Source organism: Bacteroides sp. RCH18 (assembly GCF_058231005.1).
Genome location: NZ_JBIPTC010000001.1, coordinates 1,697,870 through 1,712,021, shown reverse-complemented (window position 1 = coordinate 1,712,021; position 14,152 = coordinate 1,697,870). Strand labels below are relative to the sequence as shown.

Genomic DNA, 14,152 nt, shown 5'->3' with positions numbered 1-14,152 from the left:
AGTTAGCAAAAGTGTCGGTATTGTTGGGCTGTTTCGTGAGATTATGTTACATTTGCGACAGTTAAAAAAACAACACGCCATGATTACATTTACCCTGTGCCTGCTGGCGTTGATAGCAGGCTATTTCACGTATGGACGCCTGATGGAGCGCGTCTTTGGTCCGGACGACCGTAAAACACCGGCTCTTACCAAAGCCGACGGAGTAGACTATATTCCGTTGCCTACCTGGAAAATATTCATGATTCAATTCCTTAATATCGCCGGACTGGGTCCGATATTCGGTGCGATTATGGGAGCGAAGTTCGGTACTTCTTCTTATTTATGGATTGTATTGGGAAGTATTTTTGCAGGTGCTGTTCATGATTACTTTGCCGGAATGCTTTCTTTGCGTCATGGGGGAGAGAGTCTTCCCGAAATCATAGGCCGTTATCTGGGGCTGACTACCAAACAGATAATGCGTGGATTTACTGTTCTTCTGATGATTCTCGTCGGTTCCGTCTTCGTAGCCGGACCTGCCGGACTATTGGCCAAGCTGACTCCGGAAAGTCTGGACGCTACCTTTTGGATTGTCGTGGTCTTCCTATATTATATTCTGGCTACCCTGCTTCCGGTCGATAAGATCATCGGTAAAATATATCCGTTGTTTGCAGTAGCCTTGCTGTTTATGGCGGTTGGTATCCTGGTGATGCTTTATGTCAATCACCCTGCTTTGCCCGAACTATGGGACGGCTTGCAGAATACCAATCCGGATGCCAGTGAACTGCCGATCTTCCCGATTATGTTTGTGAGTATCGCCTGCGGTGCCATATCCGGTTTCCATGCCACGCAGAGTCCTTTAATGGCCCGCTGCATGACTTCAGAACGTCATGGACGTCCGGTTTTCTATGGTGCAATGATTACCGAAGGCATCGTTGCTTTGATATGGGCGGCAGCCGCTACTTATTTCTTCCATGAAAATGGAATGGAAGAAAGTAATGCTTCTGTGATAGTAGACGCTATCACTAAAGACTGGCTGGGAGCTATCGGTGGAGTGCTCGCTATTCTTGGAGTAATTGCGGCTCCCATTACTTCGGGAGATACCGCTTTCCGTTCCGCCCGCCTGATTGTGGCGGACTTTCTGGGACTGGAACAAAAAAGTATGCGCCGTCGTTTATACATTTGTATTCCGATGTTCGCAGTAGCTATCGGCCTGCTTCTTTATAGCTTGCGTGACGCGGACGGATTTAACATGATCTGGCGTTACTTTGCTTGGGCCAACCAGACATTGGCGGTGTTCACCCTCTGGGCTATCACAGTCTACCTTGTGGTAGCCAAAAAGCCTTATTGGATTACGCTGATCCCCGCCTTATTTATGACGAGTGTTTGTTCTACTTATATATGTATTGCTCCCGAAGGGCTGGGACTCTCGCATATAGTTTCCTACTGCATCGGTATAGGATGCGTAGTGGTAGCTATTGCCTGGTTCTTTATCTGGCTGGGAAAACAAAAAACTAGAAAATTATCAGAATGAAGAAAATAAAAAAATCGACAGGAGTTGCTATCGCATTCCTTATTTATGTATCAGTAACGGCAGCCTATTTGTTACCTCGCAACACGGAAGTCGGCCAGACGGAGAAGATTCTTACGGTGGTAGGTTCTTACGTCATCGTACTCTTGCTTTGGCTCGTGCTCCGAAAGAAGGAACAAATGCGTGAACGCCGTAAAAAAGACGAACAATCTATTCACTTAAAAAAGTAAATTTATGAAGAAATTAGCTTTAGCTATTTGTCTGCTGGTGGTATCAATAGCTGCCCAGGCACAATTTGAGAAAGGAAAAATGATTCTTAATCCTTCTGTAACGGGATTGGATTTTTCGTATAGTAAAAACGATAAGGCGAAGTTTGGTATTGGTGCGCAAGCCGGTACATTCCTTGCCGACGGTATCGCATTGATGGTTAATGTCGGTGCTGATTGGTCAAAACCCGTAGACGAATACACATTAGGAACAGGAATGCGTTTCTACTTTAATTCCACCGGTGTTTATCTGGGCGGAGGTCTCGACTGGAACCGCTTCCGTTGGAGCGGAGGACATCACCAGACTGACTGGGGGCTAGGCATCGAAGCCGGATACGCTTACTTCCTTTCCCGCACCGTAACCATCGAACCTGCCGTATATTACAAATGGCGCTTCAACGACAGCGACATGTCACGTTTCGGCGTTAAAGTCGGATTCGGATTCTACTTCTAACAATGGATAATGGATAATTGAAAATGGATAATGGCTATGCAGTAAACAGCGCAGCTCATTATCCATTTTCAATTATCCATTATCCATTAAGCAAGCTTTTCTTTCAGAAACTGCCCCGTATAGCTTGCTCCGCAAGCGGCTACTTCCTCCGGGGTACCTACCGCTACGATATTTCCGCCTTTGTCTCCGCCTTCCGGTCCGAGGTCGATTACATAATCGGCACATTTGATAACGTCCATATTATGTTCGATGATGACGATGCTGTGTCCCCGTCGGATGAGTGCGTCGAAGGCATCCAGCAGCTTGCGGATGTCGTGGAAGTGCAGTCCGGTGGTTGGTTCGTCAAAGATAAACAGGGTCGGATCGGCTTTCTCCTGACTCAGGTAGAATGCCAGCTTCACACGTTGGTTTTCACCACCGGATAGGGTAGAAGAGGATTGGCCTAATTTGATATATCCCAGTCCGACATCCTGTAGCGGAAGCAGTCTTTTTACAATCTTCTTCTGACCGTGTTCGGTGAAGAATTCGACGGCTTGGTTTACTGTCATTTCCAGTACATCATAGATGTTCTTATCCTGGAATTTCACCTCCAGTGTATCTGCTTTAAAACGTTTACCGTGACAGGATTCGCATTCCAGCACCAAGTCTGCCATAAACTGCATTTCTACAGTGATGGTTCCTTCGCCTTTACATTCCTCGCATCGTCCGCCTTCGCTGTTGAAACTGAAATGTCCGGCTGTGTATCCCATTTGTTTTGCCAGAGGCTGTTCCGCCCATAGCTTCCGGATTTCGTCATAAGCCTTGATGTAAGTCACCGGATTGGAACGGGACGATTTGCCAATCGGGTTTTGATCGACAAATTCGATATTTCTCAAGTCACGCAGGCTTCCACCGATAGAAGAGAACTCTCCCGGGCGGTCGCTGCATTCATCCAGTTCGCGTTTTAGTGCCCGATAGAAGATATCCCGCACTAACGTACTCTTACCGGAACCGGAAACACCCGTGACTACTGTCATCACATTGAGAGGGAACTTTACATTCACTCCTTTCAGATTGTTTTCGCGGGCACCTGTCAGTTCGATATAATTGTTCCACGGCCGACGATGTTCGGGAACGGGAATCTCCTCTTCTCCCAACAGATAACGTACCGTATGACTATTGCTGCCTTTTTTCAGGTCTTTCATATCACCCTGATAAACGACTTCTCCACCCAGGCGGCCGGCATTCGGACCGATATCGATGATGTAATCGGCGGCACGGATTATTTCTTCATCGTGCTCTACCACTACCACTGTATTTCCGAGTTCCTGCAATTGACGCAATACGCGGATCAGACGGTCGGTGTCACGGCTGTGCAAACCAATACTCGGCTCATCCAGAATATAGAGACTGCCGACGAGGCTGCTTCCTAATGACGTTGCCAGATTGATACGCTGGCTTTCTCCACCCGACAGTGAGTTGCTGAGCCGGTTTAAAGTCAGATATCCCAACCCTACATCTATCAGAAAGCGGATGCGGCTGTTGATTTCAATCAGAATTCTGCGGGCTACATTGCTGTCGTGTTCGTTGAGGTTCAGATGGTCGAAGAACTCTTTTAGTTCAGTGATGGGTAAATCCACCAGTTCGGAAATGCTCTTTCCGTCTACCCGCACATATCCTGCCTCCGGTTTCAAACGTGTACCGTGACATTTCGGACAGATTGTTTTTCCACGGTAGCGTGCCAGCATTACCCTGTACTGTATCTTATATTGATTCTCTTCCAGCATCTTGAAGAAATCGTTGATGCCGTGGAAGTATTGGTTTCCTTCCCAAAGTGTGCGACGTTGCTCGTCTGTCAGCTCATAGTAAGGGGTGAAAATCGGGAAATCGAACTTATCCGCATTATGAATCAGTTCATCTTTCCATTCTCCCATTTTCTCGCCACGCCAGCAGACGATGGCCCCTTCATACACGGATAACGAGCGGTTGGGCACTACCAGATGTTCGTCAATGCCGATCACCTTGCCGAATCCTTCGCATACGGGGCAGGCACCGATAGGAGAGTTGAACGAGAACATCTGATCGTTCGGCTCCTCAAAAGTGATGCCGTCCGCTTCGAATTTCGTGCTGAAACTATATAGTTTGGTGGTGCCGTCCGGCAGATAAAAACGTAGCATACACGTACCGTCACCTTCATACATGGCGGTTTCGGCAGAGTCCGTCAGTCGGCTGATGGCATCTTTCGTGCTTGCCACTGCCATACGGTCTACCAGCAGATAAACTTCGTCGCCTGCCACCGGCTTGTATTCATCGATACGTTTCATTTCACCGTTCACTTCCACCCGATTGAAGCCTTGTTTCAGGTCTATCTCCAGTTGTTGTTGCAGGGTACGGTCTTCGCGCAGGCGGATAGGGGTCAATACGGTATATCTGGTTCCCTCCGGATGCGAAAGCATACAGTTGACGATATCCTCCGTCGAATGCTTCTTGACTTCTTCTCCGCTGACGGGGCTATATGTCCGTCCCACCCGCGCATAAAGCAAGCGCAGATATTCATAAATCTCGGTGGAAGTTCCTACGGTAGATCTCGGATTGCGGCTGTTCACTTTCTGTTCGATGGCGATTGCCGGTGGGATTCCTTTAATAAAATCACATTCGGGTTTGCTCATTCGTCCCAAAAACTGGCGTGCGTAGCTGCTAAGACTTTCTACATAACGACGTTGTCCTTCTGCATAGAGAGTGTCAAAAGCGAGCGACGATTTCCCCGAACCGGATAGTCCGGTGATCACGACAAGCTTGTTGCGTGGAATATCTACATCGATGTTTTTCAGGTTGTTAACCCGCGCTCCTTTGATCGAAATATGTTTGTTTTCTGACATAAAATACTCCTTTTTTATGATAGTCGGCAAAGTTAGCGATTTTATTGGTAGAAGAAAGGTTTTTGGTCGGGTTAAGATATGTTATAATTAGTAATAAAAAGAAATCTCTTCGGGATAATTGGCGTATCTTGGTCCAGAATTTACAACAAACATTTCAAAATAACAACAAATTGACTTGAATCGTGAAAAACATCCGGATGGTTATTAGCTTATTCATTCTGTGTTTTGCATCTACTTTAGCCTTTAGTAGCACAAACAAAGAACAACAGTTGGAAGTCCTTTCCGACAGTATCTCAAAAAAAATAGGTCAGAAAGATTTCATACCTTTCTATCAGGAGTATATGCGATTGGCAAGGCAGCAGAACGATACTGCCAGAATCGACGATGCTTATTCTCTGATTACTTCCCATTATTATCGGTTGAGGAATACAGATAGCCTGAAGGTGGTTGCATACGAATATATGGACTGGTCTTTGAAACGTGGCAATGTTAATAATCGCTATACACAGTGGCGCCAGTATATTCAGTTGCTTACCGAGAAGGGGTTGCAGGATGAGGCCATGCGTGAGACAGAACTTCTTCAGAAAGATGCGGATGCGGCCAAGAGTGCTTTCGGAATGGCTTGTAGCGAAATGTGTATCGGATATAATCATCGGGTGTTCAGTAACAACGTCAAGCTCTGTCTCGAATACTATTCTTCCGCACTGACACGTTTTAGCGATGCAGGTTTTTATGAAGATGCCTACGTGGTGTCACTGAATATTATCCAGACTCATCTGGCTAGAGGGGAGTATGCCAATGCGATAGAATACTTGAACTGCATGCCGGGACTGATTGAGAAAATGAAGCGTAAGGATATCCCTGTCCGACCGGAGCTTACTATGCGTTATTATCAGTTTCAAGTGATTGCTACGTTGGCATTGAAAGGGAAGAAGGAGGCGCAGCCGTTTATTGCAGAAACGGATAAGTTTTATCACGAAAATATAAATGCTTTTCCCCGTGAAGGATGGTTGGGATATAAAATTCTTTGTGCCCGGACGTTGAATGACAATCAGATGGCACTCAACTATCTGGACTCATTGATGGATTATCATCATTCGGTGGGGAGCTGTTATCCTGCCAATCACCTGTTGAAAGCCCAGTTTATGGAGCAGATGGGACGCTTTGAAGATGCCTGCGAGGTTTATAAATCTTATGCACATATTAATGATTCCATTCGTTCGGCAGAGCTGGACGAGCAATTAAGCAAATATACCGTGCAGTTCGAAGTAGATAAGTTGGAGCACGATAAGCTGGAACTGCGGGCGGAGGTCAACCGCAATCTCTTTATAACTTCCGTGATTGTCGGATGCCTGGTGTTGATATTGTTGATTGTTATCACGTTCTACTATATGCGCTCCTTGTCGTTGAACCGGAAACTGGATGCGGCAAATAAGGCAGTTATCAAGGCCAGCCACATGAAAAGCTCTTTTATCCAGCATATTACACATGAAATCCGTACTCCGCTCAATTCGATTATCGGTTTTTCATCCTTGATGGCTGCCGGTGGGCTGACGCAGGAAGAGATGGAAGAATATGCCCGTCAGATGGAAAGCAGCAATGCTTATCTGCTGGATTTGGTAAATAATGTGATTGATATAGCCGACATGGACTCTCAGACCGATGATATACCGAAGAAGCCAGTGAGTGTAGATGCGTGTTGTCAGGAATGTTTGGGATTGATTCGTCAGAATCTGAAAGAGGGAATTGAGTTACAATATATGCCTTCTTCCACTCCGGTCGAAGTGTGTACGGTTGAAATCTGGATGAAGCGTGTGCTGCTCGGTTTGCTGAACAATGCCAATAAATTCACGGAATCCGGCTTTATACGTCTCAGTTATGCAGAAGACAAACCGAATCGTCTGGTACGTTTCATTATCGAAGATTCCGGTCCCGGAATCAATGAAAACTATCGGGACTCCATTTTCGAACGGTTCGCGAAGGTCGACGCCTTCACTCAGGGTACCGGACTAGGATTGTCTATTATCCGTCAGATCATGGAATTAGTGGATGGAAATGTCTATCTGGACACCAGCTACGCGGGTGGTGCAAGATTTGTTGTCGAATGGCCTCAATAATAGTTGGAGATAGTATCTGCATCTATTATCTTTGCACCACATTATTTTATGACTCAAGAACATTATGAATCTGAAAAACTATCTTTTCTTATTAGTTCTGCTTCTGGCGGCAGAAGTAAGAGCGCAGGCGCCATCGGGCAATGCATATCCTAAACGTGAGTTTCGTGCTGCATGGATACAGGCTGTCAACGGACAGTTCCGTGGCATACCGACAGAGAAGCTGAAACAGACACTGGTCGGTCAGTTGAACTCTCTTCAGGGAGCGGGTATCAATGCGATTATCTTTCAGGTGCGTCCCGAAGCGGATGCATTGTATGCTTCACAACACGAACCGTGGAGTCGTTTCCTGACAGGAACACAAGGGCAAATGCCTTCCCCGATGTGGGACCCGATGCAATTCATGATCGAAGAATGCCATAAACGGAATATGGAATTCCATGCATGGATCAATCCCTACCGTGTGAAGACTTCATTGAAGAATCAACTGGCACCGACACATATCTATCATGAACATCCGGAATGGTTTGTCACTTATGGTGATCAGATCTATTTTGATCCGGCACTTCCCGAAAGCCGTGAGCATATCTGCAAGATTGTTTCCGATATTGTATCCCGTTACGATGTAGATGCTATCCACATGGACGACTATTTCTATCCTTATCCGATCAAGGGAGTCGATTTCCCGGACAATGCGAGCTTTGCCCGTTACGGAGGCGGTTTCAGCAATAAGGCGGACTGGCGTCGTGGCAACGTGAATATCCTGATCAAGAAACTTCATGAAACGATACGGGGCATCAAGCCGTGGGTGAAGTTCGGTATCAGCCCGTTCGGTATTTACCGCAATCAGAAAACAGATCCGTTGGGCAGCAACACAAATGGTTTGCAGAACTATGATGATCTTTATGCCGACGTATTGCTTTGGGCACGTGAAGGATGGATTGATTATAACATTCCTCAGATTTATTGGGAGATAGGACACAAGGCAGCCGATTACGAAACACTGGTTGACTGGTGGGCGAAGCATTCGGAGAACCGTCCGTTGTTTATCGGTCAGGCAGTCATGAATACCATTCAGCATGCCGATCCGAAGAACCCTTCTATCAACCAGCTTCCACGAAAGATGGCTTTGCAGCGTTCTTATCAGACTATCGGCGGAAGTTGCCAGTGGTATGCGGCAGCCGTAGTCGAGAACGCTGGAAAATATCGGGATGCCTTGGTACAGGAGTATCATAAATATCCGGCTTTAATTCCGGTATTCGACTTTATGGATGATAAAGCTCCGGGCAAAGTACGCAAGATGAAAAAGGTATGGACAGAAGATGGCTATATCCTTTTCTGGACTGCTCCGAAAGCGGAGACTGAAATGGACAAAGCCATTCAGTACGTAGTATACCGTTTCGGTTCCAAAGAAAAGGTGAATCTTGATGATCCGTCACATATCGTAGCTATCACCCGAAATCCTTTCTACAAACTGCCGTATGAAACGGGTAAGACCAAATACCGCTATGTGGTGACGGCTTTAGACCGTATTCATAATGAGTCAAAATCGGTAAGTAAGAAGGTCAAGCTGTAAGGACTGCATGTTCACCTACCACCTCCCCCTGCGGGTACTCCTCCTTCTCGAAGGAGGAGATTTAAGATACTACTGACTTTTTAGTTAGCCTCTTATTACTTTATTTTAATAAAGCAGTAGTCCTGCAATCCCGCAGGCGATAATCATTAATATCGGATTTGCCTTGTATTTTCTGGTGCCGATAAAGGCTATCAGGAAGATAATGATGCTGATGACAAATGTGTAGGTGTCTTCTGTAGGTGAACCGAAGTTTTCCACATTCATCAATACCAGTGCGGCGGAAGCTAATAATCCGACAACTGCCGGACGCAGTCCTGCAAAAATAGATTCCACTACCGGATGTTTCTGATATTTCAGAAAGAATTTGCTGATTGTCAGCATCAGTATGAAAGAGGGAAAAACAACAGCGAATGTAGCAACAACTGATCCCCATACACTTCCTGTCGACGTAAAACCGACATAAGTAGCCGCATTGATACCGATAGGACCCGGAGTCATCTGACTGATGGCAACAATGTCTGTGAATTCTTGCGAAGTCACCCACCCATAGCGGGTTACTACTTCACCTTGTATCATCGAAAGCATGGCGTAACCTCCGCCAAAACCGAAAAGTCCGATTTTAAAGAACGTATAAAATAACTGAAGATAAATCATCTCTTTTTAACTTAGAATTATGAATCTTGAATCATAGCCTTGAGTGCACACTCTCAACTCTCCATTCTCAACTCTCAACTTATTTAACTCTTCACTTTTTTAAATTTTCCCCATAGGAAACCTCCTACACCGGCAGCAATGATAATCCAGATCGGGGAGAAGCCCAATAGCCAGATCAATAATGCCGATACGACGGGGATCCATAAGTTGTACCGGTTGATTTTGGCCGACCGTCCCATGGTGAAAGTCGGTGCGGCGATCAAAGCCACCACGGCGGGACGTATTCCTTTAAATATACGTTCTACAATCGGATTATCCTTGAAAGAATGGAAAAAGAGCGCGATGGCCAGAATGATAATAAATGAGGGGAGTATAGTCCCCAGTGCCGTGACAATACTTCCCCGGATGCCACGCAGCTTATATCCTATAAAGATAGAGATATTCACTGCCAGAATGCCCGGAGCGGACTGAGAGATAGCCAGCAGATCGATAAAGTCTTCCTGTGCGATCCATTTCCGTTTGGTTACGATTTCATTCTCAATAAGTGGAACCATTGCATAGCCTCCGCCAATGGTGAAGGCGCCTATTTTAAAAAAGATTCCAAATGATTCGAGGTAAATGTTCATTCTTCCTTTTCTCCTCCTTCCTTACCGGACTTGTTTTCTTTTCCAGCCTTTCCCTCCTTGTGGGGCTTACCTTCTTTACCGTATTGGCTGGGGCTTACGTTGAAGTGCTTCTTGAATACTTCGCGGAAGTACTTCGCATCACTAAATCCTGTCATTTCTGCTATTTCTGTTATACTGTGTGTACCTTCTTTCAGCAACTTCACCGAACGTTTCAGGCGGATCAGGCGGATGTAATCGCCCGGAGCCTGATCGGTCAATGCCCTGAGTTTGTTGTAGAAGCTGGTACGGCTCATTCCCATCAGATTGCAAAGCACATCTACTGTAAGAGCTGGATTGTCTATATTATCTTCTATATTCTTCCGTACATTGGCGATAAACTTCCAGTCGATATCCTGCGAGCAGTTGATGCATTCGTCTTCATGATCATCCTCATCGTCCATATCCAGACTACCGTATTTGCTTCGCAAAAGGGCGCGGTTGATCAACAGATTGGAGATGGTAGCTTTCAATATTCCAATATTAAATGGCTTGACAATATACTCGTCAGCACCAATCTGAAGGCCGGACAATATGTCTTTTTCATTATTAAGAGCTGTTAGCAGGATAACAGGAATATGCGACGTTTCGATATTATTTTTAATGGCGTCACACAATTCATCCCCTCTCATTTCCGGCATCATAATGTCCGAGATAACCAGTTCCGGTTTGTATTCCGGAATGATGGTCAGTGCTTCTTTCCCGTTGCAGCAGTTCTGCACCGTATATTCTTCTGCCAGTGTCTGTGACAGATAGTTGCGCAGCTCATCATTATCTTCTACGATTAGGATTCGCTGATGATTCGGATTCTGTTCCTTATGCACATTCTCATAGATGCTGGCAGGCACATTGGTTGTGCTTGTAATCTCTTGCCGGCGTTTGCTTGGTGCGGCAAGGTGTGCTTTATGGAAGCGTTTGCTGTCTTTAGGGAAAGATATCTTAATCACCGATCCCTGATTCTCCACGCTCGACAGGTTGATTTTGCCCTTATGTAACCGGACAAGTTTCCATACCAGCATCAAACCGATACCGCTTCCCGTCACTTTCGAATTGATGGCATTGCTGCCACGGAAATGAAGCTTGAACAGTTTCTTTTGCTCGCTGGCTGGAATACCGATTCCGGTATCCTTCACTTCCACACTCCACGAATCATTGTTCTCTGATACGAAAATCTGCACATTACCATTTTCCGGCGTGTATTTTAATGCGTTCGATATTATATTCTTCAGAATAGATTCCATCTTTTCCTTGTCAAACCATACATTCATATACCGGAAATTGCTTTCGTACGTAAAGTTGATATGCTTGATATTGGCATAAGACTGAAATGCGTTGAATATTTCTGTCATGAACGTGTTTAGCTCATGCTCCGAAATGTACAATTCCGAAGAATAAACATCTGCTCTCTCAAAGTTGATAAGATTCGTTGTCAGACGCAACAAGGCATTTACATTGCGTATGGCAGTGTTCATGTTGGCTATGCCTTCCTTGCTCAGAGCTTCTTTTTCGCGTAAATCTTCCAGAGGAGCTTTAATCAATGTCAACGGGGTGCGTATATCGTGTGCCGTATTGATGAAGAAGTGTATCTTTTCATTGGAAACCTTCCGCTGTTTTTTCAGAATAAGAACACGCAGGATGATAACAGCAATGAGAGAAATCAGGATTGCATACAATATCATTGCCCAGGGAGTGAGCCAGAAAGGTTGGGCAATGATAATATCAATGCTTCTTTCTTCAAGCATCACCCGTTGGTCTTCGTTGGAGATGGCACGCACACGCAATACATATTTTCCCGGAGCGAGGTTGGTATAACGGATTGTACTTTCATTGCCGGGTTTGCTCCACTCTTCGTAAAATCCTTCCAGCTTCCATGAATAAAGAACATTGGAAGGATAATCATAGTTGATGGAAGAAACCATCAGTGAAAAGATATTCTGATTATATTTTAGTCTTAATTCTTTGGTTTCGTTGATATCTTTTTCCAATGGTGAATTCTTGTCTCCCGGATATACCGTCTGATAAAACAGCTTGAAATCACTGAAGATCATCTTGGAAGAGTACGTCCTGGGGAGCTTCATGTCTTTATTGAACTCTATGGCACCGTCCGAGCTACCGAAGATAAAATTGTTATTTCTGCGCAGGGTACCGGACAACGCATTGAAGTGCGTAGTCATCAGTCCCATTTCCTTTGTCCAGTTGTAGAAGGTTTTTTGTTTGGGATAGAAGCTGGTGAGTCCGTTCTCCGAATTTCATTGTCTTCATCCGATAAAATCGTGTAGATATTGTTGGATATCATGGCACAGTTTCCCGTATAATAATGGGTAAACAACTTTGTCTGGGGATCATAAATCAGTACTCCCGATCCGCTGGTACCTATATATAGTGAGCCTTGTTTGGTCTGATACAGGGAGTAGACATAGGTAGATTCTACCGGCAGTTGGATGCGTTCATATTTTCCGGATTCTATATCCAGAAGAAACAGGCCTGTTGCCGTACCTATCCACATACTTTTGTCATCCTTTTCGATGATGGCGGTAACGGAATGCAGTCCGTGGTAGAGCCGTATGTCTTTGGTTTGTACGTTGATTCGCTTCAGGTTATAATATCCTCCGCTCCATACATAACCGCGTGAGTCTTTGCGTATGTCACGTATGTATTTATCCGGACGTATACTTTCATGAGCATACAAAGCGGGTGTAAAATAAGTTGTTTTCGACGTGCGTTTATCTATCTGATAAAGTCCCGAGAAATATCCGCCTGCCCAAATAATGCCGGGAGATACTTCACATAAGGTTGTAAATATATGGTTTTTGCTGTTCTGTACATTCTCAAAGGTGCTCAGAAACGAGCGCCATTTTCCGGTTTTTGAGTCCTGCAGGCTAATTCCGTTGTTGGTGCCATACCATAAATCTCCCTCGCTGTCTTCTATGATAGAATTCACCTGGTCGTTAATCAGCGACTGCTTATTACCGACAGAATGTTTGATCCATTTATAACTCGGATAACGATTGTTCTGAATGGTAATTCCTATCGGATAGTTTGCCATCCATATCCGTTCTTCGTCGTCTATGTAGATGTCGTTAATGCTGTTTCCGTTCATGCCATTGTAGCTGTTGTAGTCTGCTACGATAAAAGGTACGGTCTGGTACGTATCGACATTCATTTTATAGATACCTCCGCCATCGGTAGCAATCAGCAGTTCTTTGGCATTCAGTGGTTTGATTCGTGATATGCTTACGTCTTTCAGGCTGACTTCCGGTTGTGTGATGGTTTTCGTCTTCATGTCGTAAACCATGACTCCCCGTTGGAAGGCACCGATGAACAGCTTGCGGATTTTGGGGTCGAAGTGTAAATCGTTAACTTGAATATTGACGTTGTCGAGCTTGTCGCAGGGGAGAAGTTGCAGTGTGTTGTCTTTCAGCTGGGCATGATGAATACCCATCTCCGTCCCGATAAAATAGTGGGATTCGTCGATTTGTTCGATGTCGTTTATAGCTTCGCTGAGGCAGTTTTTAACATGAGTAACTTCTTCCGTCCGGGTGTTGTAAAGGAAGATCGTTTCTTCGTTGCACAGCCAGATATGATTGTTATGATCGATCCAGCTGAAAGTGATGGGAGCCGGTAAATCCTTAAAGTCCTCTATCGGCAACTTGTAGACGAGTTCAAAAGTGTCATGAATACGGTCATACCGGAAAATCTTGCCTTTCTTACCGATTTCCCATAGCGTTCCTTCCGGATCGATATATAACCAATTCAGATTTAACAGCGAGTTGAGTTCTTTGTCGCCGTCCATTAATTTATACCGTTTAAACTCTTTGCCGTTGTACCGGTCGATTCCTTCGTGTGTGAGGAACCACATATATCCAACATTATCTTTTTGAATGTAGTACACTCTCCGGTTGCTTAACCCGTCTTCCACTCCTAGATACTGATAGGTCTGGGCGACACAGGTCAGAGGAAACAATAATAATAAAAAAAGCCATTTTTTCATACAAATAGGACTTTTATGGGTTATTGAATCTTTAGTGAGGGGGAAAGTTTGACAAAATTAAGAAGATTTT

General features: G+C 45.0%; 8 protein-coding genes and 1 pseudogene. 5 read left to right on the top strand and 4 right to left on the bottom strand.

All coding sequences use genetic code 11. The annotated features are described in order from the left end of the window. Positions 1–79: 79 nt before the first annotated feature. Genes ACHLI0_RS06955 through ACHLI0_RS06945 form a run of 3 tightly spaced genes read left to right on the top strand, consistent with a single transcriptional unit; the run spans position 80 to position 2,227 of the window. Positions 80–1,510, top strand: a complete 1,431-nt coding sequence (locus ACHLI0_RS06955) for a carbon starvation CstA family protein (protein ID WP_008763305.1) — start codon at positions 80–82, stop codon at positions 1,508–1,510. Next, positions 1,507–1,737 (top strand): hypothetical protein, encoded by a 231-nt coding sequence (locus ACHLI0_RS06950; RefSeq protein WP_008763306.1) that lies wholly within the window; start codon positions 1,507–1,509, stop codon positions 1,735–1,737. The genes ACHLI0_RS06955 and ACHLI0_RS06950 overlap by 4 nt, the downstream gene beginning before the upstream one ends. A gap of 4 nt (positions 1,738–1,741) precedes the next feature. Next, complete coding sequence (locus tag ACHLI0_RS06945; RefSeq protein WP_008763307.1) at positions 1,742–2,227, top strand: outer membrane beta-barrel protein; 486 nt, start codon at positions 1,742–1,744, stop codon at positions 2,225–2,227. Between the two features lie 86 nt (positions 2,228–2,313). Here the strand turns inward: ACHLI0_RS06945 and uvrA are convergent, their stop codons facing one another. Then, positions 2,314–5,085: an excinuclease ABC subunit UvrA gene (uvrA, locus tag ACHLI0_RS06940; RefSeq protein ID WP_055221375.1), complete on the bottom strand. Its 2,772-nt coding sequence runs from the start codon at positions 5,083–5,085 to the stop codon at positions 2,314–2,316. 197 nt (positions 5,086–5,282) lie between these two features. On the opposite strand from uvrA, the gene ACHLI0_RS06935 reads away from it, so the two are divergent. Together ACHLI0_RS06935 and ACHLI0_RS06930 are read left to right on the top strand one after the other, a co-directional pair. Next, positions 5,283–7,202, top strand: coding sequence for a sensor histidine kinase (locus ACHLI0_RS06935; protein WP_490748734.1), 1,920 nt, complete (start codon positions 5,283–5,285; stop codon positions 7,200–7,202). A 64-nt stretch (positions 7,203–7,266) separates the two neighbouring features. Continuing rightward, complete coding sequence (locus ACHLI0_RS06930; protein WP_490748733.1) at positions 7,267–8,775, top strand: glycoside hydrolase family 10-like protein; 1,509 nt, start codon at positions 7,267–7,269, stop codon at positions 8,773–8,775. Between the two features lie 105 nt (positions 8,776–8,880). Here the strand turns inward: ACHLI0_RS06930 and ACHLI0_RS06925 are convergent, their stop codons facing one another. The 3 genes and pseudogenes from ACHLI0_RS06925 to ACHLI0_RS06915 all read right to left on the bottom strand — a co-directional run bounded on the left by ACHLI0_RS06925 (position 8,881) and on the right by ACHLI0_RS06915 (position 14,082). Next, positions 8,881–9,429 carry a chromate transporter gene (locus tag ACHLI0_RS06925; protein WP_118417769.1) on the bottom strand — a complete coding sequence of 183 codons (549 nt, stop codon included), beginning with the start codon at positions 9,427–9,429 and terminating at the stop codon, positions 8,881–8,883. A gap of 83 nt (positions 9,430–9,512) precedes the next feature. Beyond that, positions 9,513–10,055, bottom strand: a complete 543-nt coding sequence (locus tag ACHLI0_RS06920; protein WP_490748732.1) for a chromate transporter — start codon at positions 10,053–10,055, stop codon at positions 9,513–9,515. Next, positions 10,052–14,082 (bottom strand): annotated as a pseudogene (locus ACHLI0_RS06915) (hybrid sensor histidine kinase/response regulator transcription factor). The gene ACHLI0_RS06920 and the pseudogene ACHLI0_RS06915 overlap by 4 nt, the downstream one beginning before the upstream one ends. Positions 14,083–14,152 lie beyond the last annotated feature (70 nt).